The organism is Tessaracoccus luoxuelianae (genome assembly GCF_055326245.1).
The window spans coordinates 1-17,044 of the sequence record NZ_JBUZNO010000006.1 but is presented as its reverse complement, the minus strand read 5'-3'; the positions used below and the strand labels follow the sequence as shown (position 1 = coordinate 17,044).

Sequence of the window (17,044 nt, the reverse complement as noted above, 5' to 3'; positions counted from 1 at the left end):
TGGGTGAACTCAACCCAGGAATTCACACTCGGACGACGGGCCACCCCGGCAACCGTCGCGAGTTCCCTCATGACGCGCGCCGAGCCGTCAACCGGCCGAGGACGAAGCCCAGCAGGATGCCGCCCAGGCCCGCCTGGAGGGCGAAGAGTCCAGACTCGAGCTCCGCGCTCTCGGGCGCGAACAGCGGCTCGAGCCACGGCACGCCGCCGGTCAGGTCCCCCGCAGCGGCGTCGCTGCCCAGGAACTCCGCCCCCGTGGGGGCCAGCGCCAGGCTGCCGAGGTACACCCCCATGACGGCGACCACGAGCGCCACCCCGATCCACACGTCGCGACGGCTAAACACCGGCGTCCTCCTTGAGCAGACCCAGCCGGGCCAACTCCGGGCGCGCCGCACGCGTCAGGAACCCGACCAGCAGCACACCCAGCAGCCCCTCGGCGACGGCCAGCGGGACCTGCGTGACCGCGAACAGCGCGAGGAACTTCACCAGCGCGCCCCCCAGCCCGCTCACCGGGTCCGGATACGCCAGCGCCAGCTGGACCGACGTCACGGCGTAGGTGGCGATGTTCGCCACCGCCATCGCCAGGAACACCGACGCCCACAGCGGGGCCGACAGCCGCGCCGTCGCCCAGTAGATCCCGTACGCCGCCCACGGCCCGACGATTGCCATCGAGAACACGTTCGCCCCGAGCGTCGTCAGCCCGCCGTGGGCGAGCAGCGTCGCCTGGAACAGCAGCACCAGCGTGCCGAGGAACGCCATCACCGGCGGCCTGAGCAGCACCGCCCCCAGGCCTGTCCCCGTCGGATGCGACGAGCTTCCGGTGATCGACGGTAGCTTCAGGGCGCTGACCACCAGCGTGAACGCCCCCGCGGCGGCGAGGATCAGCTTGCGTTCCGGGTGCTCGCGCACCGTGGTGAGCACGGCGCGGGCACCGTGGACGACGAACGGGGTGGACGCAGCCAGCCAGGCCGCGCAGTGCAACGGGGGAAGCATCCCCTCGGCGATGTGCATCGCTCTCTCAGGTCCCTTCGCCCGGGATGACGCGCCCCAGGCAGTCGGCCGTGAGGGTCCAGTTCCTGACTTCCCGCCCGACGGCGGTCCACAGTGGCGCGACCGTGCCGGCTCGTTCCGGCTTCCTGGTCCCCTCGCGGTGTGAATGTGTGGGGCCAGTCAACCAGAGCCCTGCGTCCCCCGCTATTGCGGGGTCCACTACGGTGAACGGCGTGCGCTACGACTACCTGACCGACGGCTCCGACATCTACCGCGAATCCTTCCGGATCATCCGCGAGGAGACCGATCTCACCCGCTTCCCCGACGACGTGGCCCGCGTCGTCGTGCGGATGGTGCACGCGGCCGGCGCCCCGGACGTCGCCGACGACGTGGCCTTCACTCCCGGCGTCGTGGCCGCCGCCAACGCCGCGCTGCGGGCCGGAGCACCGATCCTCTGCGATTCCTCCATGGTGGCCACCGGCATCATCGCCTCCCGCCTCCCCCGCGACAACGACGTCGTCTGCCACATCAAGGACCCCGGCCTCGCGGCGCTGGCCGCCGAGAAGTCGATGACCAAGACAATGGCCGCGATCGACCTGTGGCTGCCCCGCCTCGACGGCGCCGTCGTCGCCATCGGCAACGCGCCGACGGCGCTCTTCCGGCTGCTCGAGGTGGTCGCGGAGACCGGCGTGAGGCCGGCGGCGGTGATCGGCGTCCCGGTCGGGTTCGTCGGTGCCGCCGAGTCCAAGCAGGCGCTGGCGGCAAACGACCTAGGCCTCGAGTATCTCGTCGTCCACGGCCGACGGGGCGGCTCGGCCCTCACCGTCGCCGCCGTCAACGCCATCGCCAGCACCGACGAGCTGACCAACACCTCGCGCCAGGCCTGAGAGTCGCTGGCATGCCGCCGGCAGGGCTACGCTGAGGCGCATGCCCGCCCGCCGCCACGCACCCCGCGACGAGGTGGTGTACAGGAACAAGTACGTCGGCACGGTGGAGTACCACACCAGCCGCTCCGGCTATGGCGACGCGTCGATGGTGTCCTACCGGTTCCCCTGCCAGGTCCCGCAGAAGACGAGCCCGGACTTCGTGCTCATCCACGGCATCGGCGTGTCCGCGCGTTCGTACGGTCCAACGGCGGTAGAGCTCGCCAACCACGGCGACGTCCACCTGATCGACCTGGCCGGATACGGCCGTTCGCCCCGCCCTGACCGCGACCTGAGCATCGCCGATCACGCCGCCCTCGTCGGCAAGTACCTGGCGGAGAAGGACCTCGACCACCCGGTGGTGGTGGGCCATTCGATGGGCACCCAGGTGGTGGCGCAGCTGGCCGCCGACTTCCCCGAGGAGGTCGACCACATCGTCCTGATCGCGCCGGTGGTGACGCCGTCGGCCCGCTCGCTGGCGAAGGTCGCGGGGCTGCTGATGGCCAACGGGTTGAAGGAGCCCCCGCAGGTCGCGGCGATGGCGATCTACGACTATCTGTTCCGAGCCGGGGTGCCGTACATGGTCCAGCAGACCCCGCACCTGCTTCAGATGGATATGGAACTGGTCGCGGGGCGGATCGACGCGAAGACCCTGGTGCTCTGCGGGCTCGACGACCCCATCGTTCCCCTCGACTGGGCCGAGAAATTGGCGGGCACGTTCAAGCACGGCTGGTTCGCAACGGTGCCGGGGCCGCACGCCACGATGTTCGCGTCGCCGAAGTTCATCGCCGACCTCATCGACGAGCACGCCCACCGCTGAGCGCCATCGTGACACGGCAGTAGTGATGCCGAGGTCCCCCCAAGACCTCGGCATAGCCGCAGTGTCGCCGCGATTCGGCGCCAACGCATCCGGGAGGGTACGAAAGTACCTTCCCGCGCTCCTCGGCTGGTCAGGCGAGCGTTGCCGACCCATAGGATGACGGCGTGGGACGGAAAGCACTCTCGAGCGGCGCGCTGGAGGTCCTCATCGCGCTCGTGATCATCACGGCAGAGCTCCTCGCTCCCCGGGCCCGCCTCGTCCTGCCCCCAGAGATCGTGGCCCTCGACGTCGCGGCGTTCCTCACTGTGGTGGTGGCCGTCCGCTGGCCGAGAGTCGGGGCGCCGCTGACCATCGTCATGGCGGTCACGGCCGCCGCGGTCGACGAGAACCTGCTCGGCTTCTGGGGCTATCTCCTCATGCTCCCTGTCGTCGCCGCTTTGAGGAACGGGCGATGGGCCCAGGCAGCGGTGATGGCAGCAACCGTGTTCACGGCGTCGGTGACCGCCACGGCTCGCAAGCTCGCGGAGGACTTCAATCCCTTCGAGGTGATCCTCGGGTGGTTCGCGCTGGACGCCGTGTTCGTGCTCGTCGGATTCGGCCTCAACGCCGTCTCCCGCAACGCCGCCGAGGCCGAGTCCAGGCGCCAGCGGGACCTCAGGCTCCAAGCCACCCTCGACCTCCACGACTCGGTGGCCCGCGAGCTCACTCTCATCGCGATGGAGGCCGACGCCGCGCACAACGCGGGCGGAGCATCTCCGGAGGCGCTGGCCGCACTGTCCGAGCGGGCCCGCAACGCTGGGGCCGCCCTCCGCGACACCATCCGCATGATGCAGCTGGGAGAGAGCGCGCCGACGGACGCGGACTTCCGGGAGACCTTGGCGCAGGAGGTCCGCGAGCTCAAGCGTCGCGGCCACGAGGTGACCACCTCCGGAGACCTCAGCCCCACACTGCATGCGTCCATCGACCGCGCGCTAGCGCAGATCCTCCGCGAGGCGCTCCACAACGTGGCCAAACACGGCCTGAAGCACGGGCCCTGCACGATCGTGGGCGAGCTGTCCGCCGTCGACTACCAGCTGATCGTCACCAACCAGATGCCGCCTGATCGGACGACCGGCGCGGGCCTCGGCACGCTCGGCATGCGCCACCGCGCCACGCTCGCCGGCGGTAGTCTCCGGCTGGCATCCGCGAACGGCACGTGGACGTGCCTGGTGGAGATGCCGCTGACCGTGCGGCAATTGCAGACATGATCAGCGTCGGGATCTGCGACGACGACCCGCTCGTCCTGAGCTACCTCGCCGCGACCCTCGCCCGCGTCGACGACATCGCCGTCGTCCACCAGTGCGCCGGGGGTCACGAGGCATTGGCTGCGCCCCCAGTCGACCTGTGGCTCATGGACATCCGGATGCCCGGTATCTCCGGGGTGGAGACGTGCCGCGCGCTGACCTCCCGCCCGGACCCGCCGCGGGTCCTGCTGCTCACCAGCCTCAGCACCACGAGTCTCACCGAGGCGGTCGGCGCCGGCGCCTGCGGCTTTCTCTACAAGGACACCCCGGCCAAGGCGCTCGCCGCGGCCATCCGGACCGCGGACGCCGGGATCTTCGTCCACTCCCCCGACGCGGCGCGGGGGCTGACCACCAGGGTGACCAGCCGGGAGTCGGCCCCCGACGGAGTGCTGCGCGACGCCGTCGACCACGAGCTGATCCGCGCCATCAACGCCGGACGCGGCTACGACCAGATGGCCGAGGCGCTGGGCATGTCGGTGTCAGGGGTCAAGAAGCGGGTCGGCACCCTCATGAGGCGCGCGGGCGTCAGCAGCCGCCCCCAGCTCATGGCACAGTCCGTCTCCTGGTCAACGCAGCCATCGGAGTCGCCCCGCCCGGATAGTCCTGCTCCGTCCTAGTTGACGGTCCAGCGCGGCTTGGTGAGATCGCACTCTTTGGGGATGTGCGTGTCATCGGAGACCTCAGCCGAGGCCGCGGACTCACCGCCGGTCAGTTCAACCAGCCGACCGAGTTCGAAGGTACCTTGCTCTGTCTCGAGTGCACCATGGTCAGCCCAACTCGGGGCGCCGCGGAAGACCGGGAGATAGTCGGTCCCATCTTCGGTAGTCAGGTACAGGCAGCCATCGTTGAGCTGCAGCATCCCGCTGACCAGGGCCGTGGGTCCGCCGTCGTTGAGCGCCCCCTCCCGCCAAGCTACCTCGGGGGCAGCCTGGCTCGCCGTGCAGCCGAGGCTCAGACCAACCGCAGCCCAAACCAGCCACACCATCAAGTGCTTCATACCGCCTACATATACGCTGCGGCCCGTCGCCGAACAGAAGCGGGACCCCAGAGGGTACTTATGTGCCCACCCATGAGTCCGCGCTACCTGTTCTTCTGCACACTGCAAGGCAGGGAGCGACGCTCGGTCCGACCCCGGCCCACTCACGATGGCGCTCCCGGCTACGCTGGCTACGTGCCCGTCACCGCCTCTCACCCTGTGACTCGAGGCTGCTGAGATGGCGCGCCGCGGGCAACTCGAGGACTCCAAGCTGCGGCCCGGCTGGACCACCGGCGCCTGCGCCACCGCCGCCGCAACCGCCGCCTACGAGGCCCTGCTCACCGGCGAGTTCCCCGACCCGGTGGAGGTCGAGTTGCCCCAGGGTCGCCGGCCGTCGTTTGCCCTGACCCTCGAGCACGTGACCGACGGTGTCGCGATGGCCGCCGTCACCAAGGACGCCGGCGACGACCCCGACGTCACGCACGGCGCCCTCGTCCGCGCCTGGGTGCGCCCGGGCCCGTCGGGCTCGGGCGTGCGGTTCCTCGGTGGCCCCGGCGTCGGCACCGTCACGCTGCCCGGGCTCCCGCTCCCTGTGGGCGAGCCGGCCATCAACCCCGCACCCCGGGCGATGATCAGGGCGAACCTCTCCGCCGTCGCCCGCCGACACGGCGTGCCCCTCGACCTCGAGGTGACCATCGGGGTCGACGACGGCGAGGCCCTCGCGCGGCACACGTGGAACCCGCGCATCGGCATCCTGGGCGGGATCTCCATCCTCGGCACCACCGGCGTCGTGGTCCCCTACTCGTGCTCCGCGTGGATCGACTCGATCCGGCGCGGCGTCGACGTCGCCCGCGCCGCCGGCCTGCAGCACCTGGCCGCTTGCACAGGCTCGACGTCGGAGCGCGTCGTCGCCGAGCTGTTTGGCCTGCCGGAGCTGGCGCTGCTGGACATGGGTGACTTCGCGGGGGCGGTGCTGAAGTACCTGTCCCGGCACCCCGTCGAGCGCCTGACGATCTGCGGCGGGTTCGCCAAGCTCACGAAGCTCGCCGCCGGACACCTCGACCTGCACTCCCACCGCACCCAGGTGGACCTGTCCCACCTCGCGGGCCTGGCCATCGAGGCAGGCGCCGGAGAGGCGCTCGCCACGGCGATCCGTGTCGCCAACACCGCGGCAGAGGCCCTCGACCTGGCCGAGGCAGGCCGCATCCCGCTGGGCGACGCCGTCGCCACCGCGGCCCGCGATCACGCCCTCACCGTCCTGCGCGGTTCTCCCGTGGCGGTCGACGTCATCTGCATCGATCGGGGCGGCGCCATCGTCGGCAACTCAGCTTGATGAGGGATGCGGCACGCCGGTCCGGTGAATGTCGGGGATGAGCGCAGACGTTTCAGGGTCTTACCGCCTCAGGTTCTTGAGTCCCTCCCCTACGATCTCGAGCCGCACCACAGCCGAGCGCCGCAACTCATCACGCAGATAGCCGTCGAGATCCAAAACACGTGCAACTTCCTCACGGTCGAGGTGTGGGCTGAGATTCATGGCTCCCAGTCTCTCGCCGGCTCACCTGTCCTTGAGCTGCTCATGAAGGCCGCCCCGCAGCGCGAGCGGAACCAAGGCCACCCCCTGCGCCCATCCCGTCGCGGCGGCCGATCCGATGGCGAGAAAACCTGCAGCGAACGTCGCCGCGACCCCGGTCAGCGGGACGGCCTGCAGCGAGACGGCCACTGCGAGCGCGGCGACGGTGGCGGCGCAGGCGGATCCGGCCCCTGGCCCCGCCTGCCCCAGCTGGGACCTACCTCAACCCGTGCCCTGACGCGTCCTGGCCGACGAGCGGGGCGTGACCGTGGGTCGACCCGCCAGTCCGCGCGCCTGGATCACCGCGTACGCCACCGCCACCGCTGGCCCCGCGGCCTGGGAAACCAATCAGGACCGCCGCCAGCCCCGCCGACGCGGACCCGCCCACCAAGGCGACCACCATCCGCTACCGGCGAACTCAATGGCACGACACCCGCTTGAGCGAAGGCTGTGCGCATGTAACGTGATGCGCACGGCGCCCAGGCGAAGGAGGCCAGGAGTGGTGCGATTCATCCTCGAACTGATCATCGGCGTCGCAGTGGCCGCGATCGTCACCGCGGCCGTCATGGTCACGATGTTCTACTACGGCCCCTGGGCCGATCCGCCCGGGATGGACAAACTCTGGTGGCTGCTATCGACCGCAGCGGCCTTACTCGCGTCCTGGCGATGGTGGGCACGCCGACACTCTCCTTGATCGCGCGAACTCCTCCCATCGCGGCATGTGCAGTTGAACCCTGCCGGCATGTCCGGATGTCGGTCCTTCTGCCATCGGGTAGCGCTGCCGGTGGGTCAGATGCCACGCAACCGTTCGGCCAGCGGGGCGAGTTCGTGATCAACGAGGTCAAGAATCAGGTCCGGATTCACCCGAAAGTACTCGTGAACGACGATGTTCCGTAGCCCCGCGATCGCAGCCCAAGGAATGTCGGGCATCCCGTCTCGCGTCTCAACCGGAAGGGCTCGAACCGCCTCGCCGATCACGGCCAGGTTGCGCAGGACCGCGTCGTATGCCATCGAGGCGAACTCGTCGGACTGGAGGTAGGGCTCGTAATCCTGGCAACGCTGAATGGTGGAGAATGTCGGCTAACTGCTCCTGATCAGATCGGATCACAACGGCACCGCCTCGGCTAGAGCACTGGACGACACGTCATCCCGCAGCAGTGGCGCAGCCACGACGTCAACCCTCGCCCCGAGCACCTGGCTCAACTCTTCGGCGACCCCTGCCACGCGCAGCAGGTCGTTCCCCCCGCCCGGCAGAAGGTCGACCAAGAGATCGATGTCACTGTCGCCAGTGGCGTCGCCACGGGCCACAGAGCCGAACAGTCTCGGGTTGGCCGCGCGATAGCGACAAAGGATGCCGTCCAGGGCATCGCGATGCGCGATGATCGCCGCACGCAGCGACGCGCTCTCGGCCGTCACGATGCTCATCCACCGAGGGTACCCCGCGACCAACGCGCTCGGTACTGCCGATCCCCCGACAGCGGCATAGAACGGACGTGTGGTGGAGCGTTGCTGCAACGGATCAGGGTTCGTGAGACTGTCGCCATTGTGGCGAGGTGGAGGCAGGGACCGGGTAGGCATGGCGGCACAGGCGGGTGTGCAATAAGGCATGAGTGATTTCGGGACCCGGATCCGGGAGAGTCTCCGCCGAGCGTCGCCAATCCCGGTTTCGGCGGTCCCGCTCGGTCCGGTCGACCGCGCCGCCCGACCGGGCCCCCAACCTGCCGCCCCTACAGTACGGCGCTGGCTGGCGGCAGCCGTTGGCATCATCGTGGCGGCCGGCATCGGACTGGCCGCCTCGGGCTGCAGCACGCCAGTCTCCGACGCGCCCGCGGCCCCGCCCAGCCGGACCACCGTGATAGTCGACCTTTACTCGGGACGGGAGAACCCGCAGCTCCCGCTCGACCCTGACGTTGCCGAGGAAATGTACCTGATGATCGGCGATAGTGCGGCTGCCGGGGAGGTGATCCCTGCCGACCCGCCGGACCCCGGGCCCGGCTTCCGCGGCTTCGTCGTCACCCCCGCCGACGCGAACCTCCCGGTGCTGCGGATCCTGCCGACGGCCGTCTATGAAGACGAGTCGGGCACCCCCGGGCGCGTCGACGACCCCGGCAGCGGCTTCTACAACCGGGTGTACGACGCCATCCGCCCGCTGCTCGACGACGCGACCCGGACCGCCCTGCCAGATTCGAACCCGGCGATCCCCGAAGTCACCGCCACGATCCCGCCCCAGGTGGGCGCAGCCGCGACCTGGACCCTCGCCGACTCCGAGCGCGTGACCGCCACGTCGACGACCGTCACTATCGAGGTCACTCGCGCAGAGTGCTCCAGCGGGGTGACCGGAGCGATCGCCCAGCCAGTTGTCTCACTCGGCATCGACGACATCATCATCCGGGTCGACGCCGAACCGCTCCCTGGCAACGAGCCCCAGAACTGCCAGGGCAACGACAGCGTCCAGATGACCGTTTCCCTTCACGAGCCCATCGGCGATCGCGCCCTGGTCGACGCCGCCTGCCTCGAAGGCCCGGCAGTCCGCACCAGCTTCTGCGAAACCGGAGCCACCCGCTGGAGCCCATGACGTCGCCAAGCGACTGTGGCCCACGGTGGCCCCAGGTCTGCTTTCGCTGGTCGCTGTCACTGCGTGGTTTGCATCCTTGGCTGTGCAGCCCTCCGTCGTGCCGTGAGCGCACTCAGCTCCTCAGGTCCGAGCGTCACCGCGTGGGAGGCGGTGTCGGCAGACATCGGGTCGTTTGGCTCCTGAGCCCGATCTGGTTTCGCGGCATGGATCCACTCCGACGGGCGGGGTGTTCCCAGCTGCAAGGGTCCGAGAGGGCTGGCCCGCTGTCAGACTGGGTCCATGGAACGCGTACTGCCGCCCGCGGAAGAGCGGTTCGACCCGATCACCGGGCGGTGGATCAACGCTCCACTTCCCGATCCCGCCCGGACCTGCGTTAACCCAGCCGGCGACGCTCCCGTGACCGTCGTCGGCGAGATCCCGCCTGAACTCTCCGAGCACGACAGGCCACCCACCCCCGGCTCCACCGCTGGAGAGACGCGGGCCACGCGAACCCAGCGCCTGCGTTGGCTGATCATCGTCGTTTTGGTGGTCGCGGTCATCGCGCTCGGGATTGCGACACTTATCGCCACGGCGTAGACGCAGCATCAATAGCAGGCCCACGAGTTCGACGTCGAAGACCCGCCGACTCAAGCCCAGGATCACGATCGCGCGAATCCGACCGAATCAGACTTCTCAAGGCGGAGCGCAGCTGGACATGCAAACGCGAGAAACGTACGCTCGGTCGGCGGCATGTCCGGATGTTCGGCATCCCCCTCGGCCGGCCTGCGCGGAGCCGTAAGCGTGTCACTGCGTCAGTCTGTGCCAAATGCTGATGCGCCGTCAGCGTGGGAGCGCACGTGCTCCGGGCAACCGGCGCTCTTGCCACTACATAGTTTCACGCGCCCCAAGGCCAGCTCAGCGAGGGGGCAACTTCAGACGGGATGGGAACATGATCCACATCCCTTGCCCCGACGAGGCGCTTAAGCAAGCGCATTCGGCTCTTCTCAGTTGACGACACTGCGCCCTTGCGAACCTCGGCCAGCGGCCACCACTCCAACGCACCGGAATCCCCCTCAACAACGAGGACAGGCACATAACCCTCAGCCAGCGGAATCATGCGCTCTCCCGACGACGCCCAGCCAGCCGCCACAATTCGATCGAAACGAACGAAGCCTCGTCTTGTGAGAACGCCCCGGGACGTGACCACGACCGCGAAGGGCCACCCGGAAAGCCAAGCGAAGACACCCGCGGCCACGCTGAGGGCCGCAGTGACCCAATCGAGTCCTTCGACGATAAGGAGGCCCACCACGCAGGAAACCGCCAGCCAGCCCACAAAGGCGGCAGACCCCCAGCCCAGCACGACACCGGGTTGCATCACGCCACGCAACGGTCCCGTTGCGGCGCGTCGCGCCGTGGAGACCTCATGCAGCCATTCGTCTGGAGGGATCAACGCCACTTGGACACCCTATCCATCGGCCAGATCGGATCAGAAGCACACGAGATGAGAGACGAACGGGTCCTACAGAATCCAGGCGTGCCGGGTACCCCCGAGGTCCACAACGACGTGCTGGCCTCTACCAGCAGGGGCGCTGAGTCACTGCCCGGGGAACCGAAGCCGAAGGCTACCCTCGCGCACCGCGGCATGAGCGAGCGCACAGCGTGCCAGAGTTGGCAGCCCTGTCAGCTGACCTGATTCGTGCCACCTGGATCCGTTGAACGTTATCGGGGACACCTGAGCAACCGGGACGCCAGTTGGGTGGGCACCGTGCACCAGGCCGGTTCAGGTGTGGTGGAGTGGCAGTCATGGAATTGGGGGAACTATCGAATCGGGCACTGTTGCGGCTGCATTACGCCGTCCTGGCACAGTTGAGGACGAATGGGGTCGTGCGGTCGTCGAACTCCCCGATCGGCGACTACGCCGAGCTTCTCGTGCAGCGCGCCTATGACGGCACCCTGCCGGCGAGAGGCAATCAGGGCTGGGATGTGGACACCCCCAATCTTGGGCGGGTGCAGGTGAAGGCGAGGGTTCGGACCGCAGCGGAGATGCGGTCGGGGCAGTGGGGGCATGTCATGCCGGACAGTTTCGACGCGTGCGTGTACGCCTTGTTCGACCCGGCCACAGTCGAACTGTCCCGCGCGGTGCTGCTGCCGGCGGCGACCATCGCGGAGCGGGGCACCCCGCACAAAGGCGGGTTCCGGTTCCGTCTTGGGGCCGACCTGTTGTCGTTGCCGAAGGCCGTCGACGTCACCGGTGACCTAGCCGCAGCACAGGAAGCCTGACCCGCGGTCCCAAAGCGCCCTCGGCGGCATGAGCGCGCGTCTGCGCACGTCGCCAAGGGCGTGCGAGGAATCTGTCTGAGGTTGCTGCCATGCTACAAAACGGTTGGGGCACCGGGCAGACGCTGCCCCGGGAAAGGGAGACGGACGTGTCGAGTCGAAGGAAGCAAGGCCGCAGCGGCTGGATCAAGTTGGCTGTCATGTGCGGCTTCGCCGCCGTGGCGATCTGGAGCTTGTGGAGTGGCGCGTTGTTCACACTGCCAGGAATAGTCGCCCAGTGGCTGACGGACGTGGCTCTAAACTAAGCCGAAGACCCCGCGGCAGATGGAGTCGCCGACGATGAGCTCGAGGTTAATCGTCCCTGGCGCGGCAGATCCGCATGTTCGACGGGCGCCCTTCTTACGGTTGCGGACAGAGGGCGGATTTGTACAGACTGAGGGGGTGGCCCCCGCCGGTGCAACGACGGGGATCACCCCCTCAGTCTGTAGGGCTCCAGCGTGATGGAGACTGAGCCACGAGACCACGTGAGCGTCAGCCGAAATCCGCGCTTCATGCGAACCACCTCCTTTCTGAGCGTCAAAGGTGGGGTCGAGGTGAAGTCTCGGCCCCACCTAATGATCTAGGGCGGAGGCCTGCAATCTCAACTCTCCTAGAACGCCATTGCAGCCATCATGCGAAGCCATACGAGCAGCATGAAAGTACAACCGCTGCGCAGGCAAACAACGCCTAAGCCAACGAGTCTGACCGTTTCAGCGACGCGTATCCCAGATGACCACGGGTGATACCATAGGCCAAGAGTCCACGATCCCACGACAGCGTGATCGCAGCTGGGGCCGCTGACATGGTATGCGAGTTTGAGAGGTTGACATGGGAACGGTGACCGTCACGTCAAAGAGACTGCTCACCGAGGCGGTGAAACACTCCGGGCGCCGCAGCACAGTGCAGCTCGCGGAGGAGTACGCGAGGATCAAGAGGCCGGATCAGGCGTCTACGGGCCTGGCTGACCTCTTCGCGCTCGGAGAGGTCCCGATGAAGCTGTACCTGACACTCGTCATGTTGACGCGGAAGCCGCCTCACGAACTGTTCAGACCCCGTCCGGACCACTACTGGGCGGAACTTCTCGGCTACGAGGAGTTGAACGATGCGGATCCACTCCCCGGCGCGGGGACGCGTCGGATCAGGCGCGCCTTCGCGACGCTCGGGAAGGCCGGTCCCGGAGGAACAAGCCTGGTGACCCGGACCCCGAGGGCTGGTCACGGAGCGATGGTCTCCGTCCCGATCCACCCACCCCAGCCCACACAAGCGCCCTGGATCACGATTCCGCTTGAACTCTGGGCCCGAGGTTGGACAAACGTCATGAGCGCGCGGGCACTCTTCGTCTACCTGTGTCTGAGACTCGTGCTGGCAGGCCGGCCGGACGAGGAGGGTGCCCAAATCACGCCCTGGGACCGACAGTGTCTTGCCATTAAGGACGACACGTGGCACCGAGGCATCAAGGAGCTCAAACAACTGGGCTTGGTGAGGACTGAGGTCGGACGCGTTGCCACCGACCGTTGGACCACGGACCTCCGTGAGCGACAGGTGTACTTCCTCAACAACACGTTCCTGACCGAAAACGACAGCCCTCTGAGGCCAGTCGGGCCATAAGGCTCTCGGCCACTCAACGCTCTGCCCTGGAGACCTCCGCACCATCGGCGGCAGAGGCGGATGTTCGGGGGCCCGTCAGGCTACGCGGGTTGCAAGGTCGTCGAGTTCTGCCCGGATCCTGGCAATCAGCGCCTTGGCGGACTCGTCTGGGCCCGCCAATTGTGACAGCAGGAGGTCGCGAGCCAGAGTGGAGACGGGAAGCCCGCGCTGTTCGGCCAGCCGCGTCAACGTCTCCAACTCCTCGACGTTCAGGCGAACCTGGAGCGTCTTGGCACGCTGATGGCCGCGGGTGACCTTGCTGCCGGGCTTGATCACGGCGTCGGGGTTGCGTTCAGCCGCCTCGGCCTCGGTCGCGATGAGATCACTAATCGACATCTGTCCGCTCCTCTCTGTAACGGCGCTGATCGGTGGTGTTCGATGGCCAGGCATTGACTCCCCAAATGACGTCCTCATCGGGAAGGACAATGATCGTGACCAGTGTCCGGACGGAGGCTGCCCAGCCGATGACCCGAATGGTTCGGCCCGACACGGACGCGGGATCCGGATCGATGACCAACCTGTTGGGATCGGCGAAAGCTTCGTCGGCAACAACCGGGGACAGCCCATGCTTGGCGATGTAGTCGCCCCGATGCCGCCAGTCGATGCCTTCATCCACCATCCCAGCGTACTACACGCGCAATACGGCCACCAAGCCCGTCGTCACCCGTCTCAGACAATCGTCCGCGCACCACGCGGCATGTGCGGATGTCGGCATCGCTCAGGGGACCGTCACGCCACAGGCAGCGAGGGAGCATCTGCAGGTCTGGGTCGGTCACGACGAGTGTGGCCGCGTGCACTGCCTCGGCTCCGTTCGCTCGAGTCGGCGGACCCACGCAGTGGCCCTCTCAACGCCGCTTTGACCAGCGTTGCCAGTCGATGATCCCGAAACCGGTCAAGGCCGCCAGCAGGCCGCTCACACCAGCCGCGAACCACCAGCGATAGAGGACAAAGGGGTCTTCGAGTGCTCGGATGTCCAGGTTGAGCTGGGGATCATCCGGGTCATAAACAACCTCAATCTCCTCTCCCACCTCCTCGGGGCCGACGACCTCATGTAGCGTCACTTCCACCACGCCATCGTGCACGCTGTCAAACCGAACGGCAGTGGTGGTGTGGCGTCCCACGCCGTCGATCGAAATCACAATGGCCGTGGCCTGACGGCCGTGTTCCTTGAGGAAGTCCAAGTCAGCGCGCTCTCCCACACCAGCCCAGATACAGAAGGCGGCCAAGCCAACCGTGAGAATCGTGCTCGGCACCTTCCTGTTGATCCAGGCCAGCGGCTTGGCTCTCACGGGTCCTCCCCCTAATCTGTAAGCTTCGCCCAATCCTGACATCGAGTCTCCCAGACTCAGGTGGAGTTCCCGGGTCCGGGGTCAACAACTACTGAGATCACTGGAGCCGACGTCTCCGAGATTCTCGAGTGGGCAGAGACCGAGCGACGCGGCAGAACCTACGTGCTCCACATCTGCGCCCCGCTCAACCGTCTGGGCCTGGTCCGACTTCAAGACAGCGACCCCAACGAGGAATAGAAAGTCCCTGGTCGCGGCAGATCCGGACGGCCGCGCGCGTCATGACGTGTGGCAAGGTGAAGCAACGGCCCGGGAAAGCAAGGGAGTGTGGGGTGACGACGAGGACTGTCGAGAATCACGTCAACGTCCCGGCTGCCGCGTCCGATGTGTGGGATCGAGCCGTGAATCCGGACGGCATCAACTTCGAGATGCGGCCCTGGATGACGATGAGCATGCCACCCGGAGCGGCCGGGCTGTCAGTCGAGGACATCCCCCTTGGACAACCCGTCGGCCGCGCCTGGCTCCGGCTGTTCGGCCTCATCCCTTTCGACTTCGACCGCCTGACTATTGTCGAGCTCGAGTCGGGCCGGCGGTTCCTGGAGCGGTCCACGATGTTGAGCATGCGGTGTTGGGAGCACGAGCGGACGTTGACGCCGGTCGCAGGAGGTACGCGGGTGCACGACCGCGTGACCTTTCGGCCGCGCCTGCCGATCCCGGGCCTCGCCGCCCTCTTGGAGCGCGTGGTAGATGCCTTCTTCAGGCATCGACACCGCCGGTTGCAGGAGTACTTCGGCAAGTGACCATCGAGGGGGTCGCGACGCACGCGAAGCGGCAGAAGCGGATGTTCGGTGAGGGGCTACTGGCGGCAGGTGCTGCGTCTTCGTCTTCAGCCCTCTGGAGGCCACCTTCTTGGCGTTCTTTGGCGTGGGTACACCAGAGTGCAGGGACTCACCAGTCAAGCTCGGTCGAGCCCGCGTCGACGCCCTCCGCGAGGGCGCGCCGGATCGAATCGGCCAGCCCCGGTACCGACTTAAGCAACAGCGTCTCCTGGATGGCGAGCCAGTCCTCCTCGCCGATGAGCACCGCGTTGCCACGCTGGCCGGTGATGGTCAGCCTTCAGCGTTGACCACATGCTCCACGACGAACAATTCGGGTTGACGGGGCGCTGGAGGAGGATTGCAGGGCACGACTTCGGACCCGCAGCGAATTCGTGGTGTATGCATGGTTCATGAAGCTGCGCCTCGCTGTTGTCGCCACCGTCTTCGTCACTGTTGGCTGCACGGTCGACCCGGCACCCGAACCCACCTCCTCCCCGACGGAGAACAACCCAGCCCCGACCAGCCCGACGTCCACCCTCTCGGCAGCACCGGATCCCTCGATGTCCGCGGCGCCGGAGACGTTCGTAGCGCCGGAGAAACTCGAGGGCGAGGTCGCCCGGATTACCTACCTCGACAACGCTGCAGTAGCCGCACAGGGCGCCACCCCTGACCCGAAACTGGCCTACCAGATGCGGGCGTCCTGTGTCGGAGAAGGCTCGATCACCCCAGAACTTTGGGTCAACGGCGTCAAGGTCGCCGACAGCGCGACCTGGGAATGTTCGGATGAACTCCCCGCCGCAGTCAACGTTGATGCGGCTATGCCGCCACTTGATAGCAGCGACGAAGTGGAGATCCGCTTCAAGGAGCTCTTCACCAACCAAGAAGCCTGGGCTGTGCTGGAGCCCGCGCCTCTCAGCGAGGAGTAAAGCGTGGAACCAGCGGGATAGGCGGATGCCCGCTGAGGATTAGGCTTGCTCCTCAGAGTCGCCGTCGGCGAAGTGCAGCAACGCCATGTTGTCGGGCAACTCGCCGGAGTCGAGCAGTCTGCTCGGATCCGCACCGTGTTCGATCGCGCGGCGCACCAGATGTCCAGTTGCTGCCCTCGCGAGGTGACCAGGCTCCCAAATCGTTCCGGTGACACGCTCGCGCTGATCTCCATGCTCAGCACGTCGCCGATTCTCGACTTCCCTCGAGAGCTCGCTCATGCACTCATCGAACTCCCGCTCATTGTCGAAGGCGCTGACCAGCACATGACGGCGTTCTCGGCGGAGCGGGTCGTAGCGGTAGTGGTGTACAACCCACCGCATCATCGAATCGTCCTGCGGATCCACCCTTGACATGATCGAAGCCTATCTGCGACCGGGCCCTGGGGGCGCTACCGCACTGATGGCGGGGTGAAAGCGATCGGATCAGCGCCAAAGGCACGAGTGACCCGCGGCAGTTGAGTGCGTCACTGGCCGTAGGAGAAGCGGAGGTCAGCGAACAGCAGGTGGTTGAGTCGTCTCCGCATGTGTCCGAGCTTGCTGGCGTCGGGTTCCTCGTCGGGCGTCGACAGGATGAACCGCAGCAGCGTGCCACCGTCCTTGGGGCTGAGCTCGAGGTCCACGAGGTCGTTGGGCCGCGAGGGCCACAGGGAGCTCCACTGGACACGGTGCGGCTCGTGACTGCTGAGGATGACGGGTGGCACCTCGTCGTCCAGGAGCACCAACCAGGGACGCGCACCGGGAAGGCCTGGGTGTGTCAGGGAGGTGAACACGACGTGCGGCGGCGCCGGCAATTGTCGGGTCCTATCTCCCAGGATCTGCATGGGGCAAGGCTAGACAAGGGTCCGTGAGCGTCGCGCGAAAGCTCGCTTCTCGGCA

The 17,044-nt window shown here is 67.2% G+C and carries 25 protein-coding genes; 12 read left to right on the top strand and 13 right to left on the bottom strand.

The genetic code is table 11. The features are described 5' to 3' along the window. Positions 1-67 precede the first annotated feature (67 nt). The gene (gene cbiN, locus ACZK39_RS10060; protein ID WP_220489042.1) at positions 68-343 is read right to left on the bottom strand and encodes a cobalt ECF transporter S component CbiN; all 276 of its coding nucleotides are present in this window, start codon (positions 341-343) and stop codon (positions 68-70) included. After that, entirely contained in the window at positions 336-1,010 is a 675-nt protein-coding gene (locus ACZK39_RS10055) for an energy-coupling factor ABC transporter permease (protein WP_463613235.1), read from the bottom strand. Before ACZK39_RS10055 ends, cbiN begins: the two co-directional genes overlap by 8 nt. 212 nt (positions 1,011-1,222) lie before the next feature. Here ACZK39_RS10055 and ACZK39_RS10050 point away from each other — a divergent pair, with 212 nt between their 5' ends. The 4 genes from ACZK39_RS10050 to ACZK39_RS10035 all read left to right on the top strand — a co-directional run bounded on the left by ACZK39_RS10050 (position 1,223) and on the right by ACZK39_RS10035 (position 4,632). Continuing rightward, positions 1,223-1,876, top strand: a complete 654-nt coding sequence (locus tag ACZK39_RS10050; protein WP_182781631.1) for a precorrin-8X methylmutase — start codon at positions 1,223-1,225, stop codon at positions 1,874-1,876. A gap of 40 nt (positions 1,877-1,916) precedes the next feature. Next, entirely contained in the window at positions 1,917-2,732 is an 816-nt protein-coding gene (locus ACZK39_RS10045; protein ID WP_463613234.1) for an alpha/beta fold hydrolase, read from the top strand. A gap of 164 nt (positions 2,733-2,896) precedes the next feature. Beyond that, a complete protein-coding gene (locus tag ACZK39_RS10040; protein WP_182781629.1) occupies positions 2,897-3,979 on the top strand; it encodes a sensor histidine kinase in 1,083 nt (360 codons plus the stop codon). Beyond that, the gene (locus ACZK39_RS10035) at positions 3,976-4,632 is read left to right on the top strand and encodes a response regulator transcription factor (RefSeq protein WP_182781628.1); all 657 of its coding nucleotides are present in this window, start codon (positions 3,976-3,978) and stop codon (positions 4,630-4,632) included. The genes ACZK39_RS10040 and ACZK39_RS10035 overlap by 4 nt, the downstream gene beginning before the upstream one ends. Here the strand turns inward: ACZK39_RS10035 and ACZK39_RS10030 are convergent. Further along, positions 4,629-5,000: a hypothetical protein gene (locus tag ACZK39_RS10030; RefSeq protein ID WP_463613233.1), complete on the bottom strand. Its 372-nt coding sequence runs from the start codon at positions 4,998-5,000 to the stop codon at positions 4,629-4,631. The two genes, ACZK39_RS10035 and ACZK39_RS10030, sit on opposite strands and share 4 nt — an antisense overlap. A gap of 229 nt (positions 5,001-5,229) precedes the next feature. Between ACZK39_RS10030 and ACZK39_RS10025 the strand changes: the two genes are divergently transcribed. After that, a complete protein-coding gene (locus ACZK39_RS10025; protein ID WP_463613232.1) occupies positions 5,230-6,324 on the top strand; it encodes a cobalt-precorrin-5B (C(1))-methyltransferase in 1,095 nt (364 codons plus the stop codon). A 222-nt stretch (positions 6,325-6,546) separates the two neighbouring features. Here the strand turns inward: ACZK39_RS10025 and ACZK39_RS10020 are convergent, their stop codons facing one another. Then, positions 6,547-6,711, bottom strand: coding sequence for a hypothetical protein (locus ACZK39_RS10020; protein ID WP_463613231.1), 165 nt, complete (start codon positions 6,709-6,711; stop codon positions 6,547-6,549). A 349-nt stretch (positions 6,712-7,060) separates the two neighbouring features. On the opposite strand from ACZK39_RS10020, the gene ACZK39_RS10015 reads away from it, so the two are divergent. Beyond that, positions 7,061-7,255 (top strand): hypothetical protein, encoded by a 195-nt coding sequence (locus ACZK39_RS10015; RefSeq protein ID WP_463613230.1) that lies wholly within the window; start codon positions 7,061-7,063, stop codon positions 7,253-7,255. A 95-nt stretch (positions 7,256-7,350) separates the two neighbouring features. Here the strand turns inward: ACZK39_RS10015 and ACZK39_RS10010 are convergent, their stop codons facing one another. Beyond that, positions 7,351-7,626 carry a HepT-like ribonuclease domain-containing protein gene (locus tag ACZK39_RS10010; protein ID WP_463613336.1) on the bottom strand — a complete coding sequence of 92 codons (276 nt, stop codon included), beginning with the start codon at positions 7,624-7,626 and terminating at the stop codon, positions 7,351-7,353. Positions 7,627-7,665: 39 nt separating this feature from the next. Then, positions 7,666-7,986 (bottom strand): nucleotidyltransferase family protein, encoded by a 321-nt coding sequence (locus ACZK39_RS10005; RefSeq protein WP_463613229.1) that lies wholly within the window; start codon positions 7,984-7,986, stop codon positions 7,666-7,668. 427 nt (positions 7,987-8,413) lie between these two features. On the opposite strand from ACZK39_RS10005, the gene ACZK39_RS10000 reads away from it, so the two are divergent. Further along, positions 8,414-9,136 carry a hypothetical protein gene (locus ACZK39_RS10000; RefSeq protein ID WP_459055128.1) on the top strand — a complete coding sequence of 241 codons (723 nt, stop codon included), beginning with the start codon at positions 8,414-8,416 and terminating at the stop codon, positions 9,134-9,136. A 279-nt stretch (positions 9,137-9,415) separates the two neighbouring features. Next, a complete protein-coding gene (locus ACZK39_RS09995; RefSeq protein ID WP_463613228.1) occupies positions 9,416-9,712 on the top strand; it encodes a hypothetical protein in 297 nt (98 codons plus the stop codon). 298 nt (positions 9,713-10,010) lie between these two features. On the opposite strand, the gene ACZK39_RS09990 is transcribed toward ACZK39_RS09995, so the two are convergent. Further along, complete coding sequence (locus ACZK39_RS09990) at positions 10,011-10,571, bottom strand: hypothetical protein (protein WP_463613227.1); 561 nt, start codon at positions 10,569-10,571, stop codon at positions 10,011-10,013. Between the two features lie 347 nt (positions 10,572-10,918). On the opposite strand from ACZK39_RS09990, the gene ACZK39_RS09985 reads away from it, so the two are divergent. Beyond that, positions 10,919-11,395, top strand: a complete 477-nt coding sequence (locus ACZK39_RS09985) for a hypothetical protein (RefSeq protein WP_463613226.1) — start codon at positions 10,919-10,921, stop codon at positions 11,393-11,395. A gap of 864 nt (positions 11,396-12,259) precedes the next feature. Next, entirely contained in the window at positions 12,260-13,039 is a 780-nt protein-coding gene (locus tag ACZK39_RS09980; protein WP_463613225.1) for a hypothetical protein, read from the top strand. A gap of 75 nt (positions 13,040-13,114) precedes the next feature. Here the strand turns inward: ACZK39_RS09980 and ACZK39_RS09975 are convergent, their stop codons facing one another. From ACZK39_RS09975 to ACZK39_RS09965, 3 genes are all read right to left on the bottom strand, one after another. After that, positions 13,115-13,414: a YlcI/YnfO family protein gene (locus tag ACZK39_RS09975; RefSeq protein WP_182781596.1), complete on the bottom strand. Its 300-nt coding sequence runs from the start codon at positions 13,412-13,414 to the stop codon at positions 13,115-13,117. Continuing rightward, positions 13,404-13,694 carry a BrnT family toxin gene (locus ACZK39_RS09970; RefSeq protein WP_385900477.1) on the bottom strand — a complete coding sequence of 97 codons (291 nt, stop codon included), beginning with the start codon at positions 13,692-13,694 and terminating at the stop codon, positions 13,404-13,406. Before ACZK39_RS09970 ends, ACZK39_RS09975 begins: the two co-directional genes overlap by 11 nt. 229 nt (positions 13,695-13,923) lie before the next feature. Next, positions 13,924-14,367: a hypothetical protein gene (locus tag ACZK39_RS09965; RefSeq protein WP_463613224.1), complete on the bottom strand. Its 444-nt coding sequence runs from the start codon at positions 14,365-14,367 to the stop codon at positions 13,924-13,926. 329 nt (positions 14,368-14,696) lie between these two features. Here ACZK39_RS09965 and ACZK39_RS09960 point away from each other — a divergent pair, with 329 nt between their 5' ends. Then, positions 14,697-15,164 carry an Rv1443c family protein gene (locus ACZK39_RS09960; RefSeq protein WP_077343896.1) on the top strand — a complete coding sequence of 156 codons (468 nt, stop codon included), beginning with the start codon at positions 14,697-14,699 and terminating at the stop codon, positions 15,162-15,164. Between the two features lie 148 nt (positions 15,165-15,312). Here ACZK39_RS09960 and ACZK39_RS09955 read toward each other — a convergent pair whose 3' ends face one another. Next, positions 15,313-15,447, bottom strand: coding sequence for a type II toxin-antitoxin system Phd/YefM family antitoxin (locus ACZK39_RS09955; protein WP_385899803.1), 135 nt, complete (start codon positions 15,445-15,447; stop codon positions 15,313-15,315). A 145-nt stretch (positions 15,448-15,592) separates the two neighbouring features. On the opposite strand from ACZK39_RS09955, the gene ACZK39_RS09950 reads away from it, so the two are divergent. After that, positions 15,593-16,108, top strand: a complete 516-nt coding sequence (locus ACZK39_RS09950) for a hypothetical protein (RefSeq protein ID WP_463613223.1) — start codon at positions 15,593-15,595, stop codon at positions 16,106-16,108. A gap of 39 nt (positions 16,109-16,147) precedes the next feature. On the opposite strand, the gene ACZK39_RS09945 is transcribed toward ACZK39_RS09950, so the two are convergent. Together ACZK39_RS09945 and ACZK39_RS09940 are read right to left on the bottom strand one after the other, a co-directional pair. Continuing rightward, a complete protein-coding gene (locus tag ACZK39_RS09945) occupies positions 16,148-16,522 on the bottom strand; it encodes a hypothetical protein (protein WP_344676886.1) in 375 nt (124 codons plus the stop codon). A gap of 110 nt (positions 16,523-16,632) precedes the next feature. Continuing rightward, entirely contained in the window at positions 16,633-16,989 is a 357-nt protein-coding gene (locus ACZK39_RS09940) for an SRPBCC family protein (RefSeq protein ID WP_182781591.1), read from the bottom strand. Between the last annotated feature and the right edge of the window lie 55 nt (positions 16,990-17,044).

Coding starts and splice junctions, on each gene's coding strand:
- ACZK39_RS10055 (WP_463613235.1), bottom strand. CDS start 1,010: ATGCACATCGCCGAGGGGATGCTTCCCCCGTTGCACTGCGCGGCCTGG.
- ACZK39_RS10045 (WP_463613234.1), top strand. CDS start 1,917: ATGCCCGCCCGCCGCCACGCACCCCGCGACGAGGTGGTGTACAGGAAC.
- ACZK39_RS10035 (WP_182781628.1), top strand. CDS start 3,976: ATGATCAGCGTCGGGATCTGCGACGACGACCCGCTCGTCCTGAGCTAC.
- ACZK39_RS10030 (WP_463613233.1), bottom strand. CDS start 5,000: ATGGTGTGGCTGGTTTGGGCTGCGGTTGGTCTGAGCCTCGGCTGCACG.
- ACZK39_RS10025 (WP_463613232.1), top strand. CDS start 5,230: ATGGCGCGCCGCGGGCAACTCGAGGACTCCAAGCTGCGGCCCGGCTGG.
- ACZK39_RS10005 (WP_463613229.1), bottom strand. CDS start 7,986: ATGAGCATCGTGACGGCCGAGAGCGCGTCGCTGCGTGCGGCGATCATC.
- ACZK39_RS09995 (WP_463613228.1), top strand. CDS start 9,416: ATGGAACGCGTACTGCCGCCCGCGGAAGAGCGGTTCGACCCGATCACC.
- ACZK39_RS09985 (WP_463613226.1), top strand. CDS start 10,919: ATGGAATTGGGGGAACTATCGAATCGGGCACTGTTGCGGCTGCATTAC.
- ACZK39_RS09980 (WP_463613225.1), top strand. CDS start 12,260: ATGGGAACGGTGACCGTCACGTCAAAGAGACTGCTCACCGAGGCGGTG.
- ACZK39_RS09975 (WP_182781596.1), bottom strand. CDS start 13,414: ATGTCGATTAGTGATCTCATCGCGACCGAGGCCGAGGCGGCTGAACGC.
- ACZK39_RS09950 (WP_463613223.1), top strand. CDS start 15,593: ATGAAGCTGCGCCTCGCTGTTGTCGCCACCGTCTTCGTCACTGTTGGC.
- ACZK39_RS09945 (WP_344676886.1), bottom strand. CDS start 16,522: ATGTCAAGGGTGGATCCGCAGGACGATTCGATGATGCGGTGGGTTGTA.
- ACZK39_RS09940 (WP_182781591.1), bottom strand. CDS start 16,989: ATGCAGATCCTGGGAGATAGGACCCGACAATTGCCGGCGCCGCCGCAC.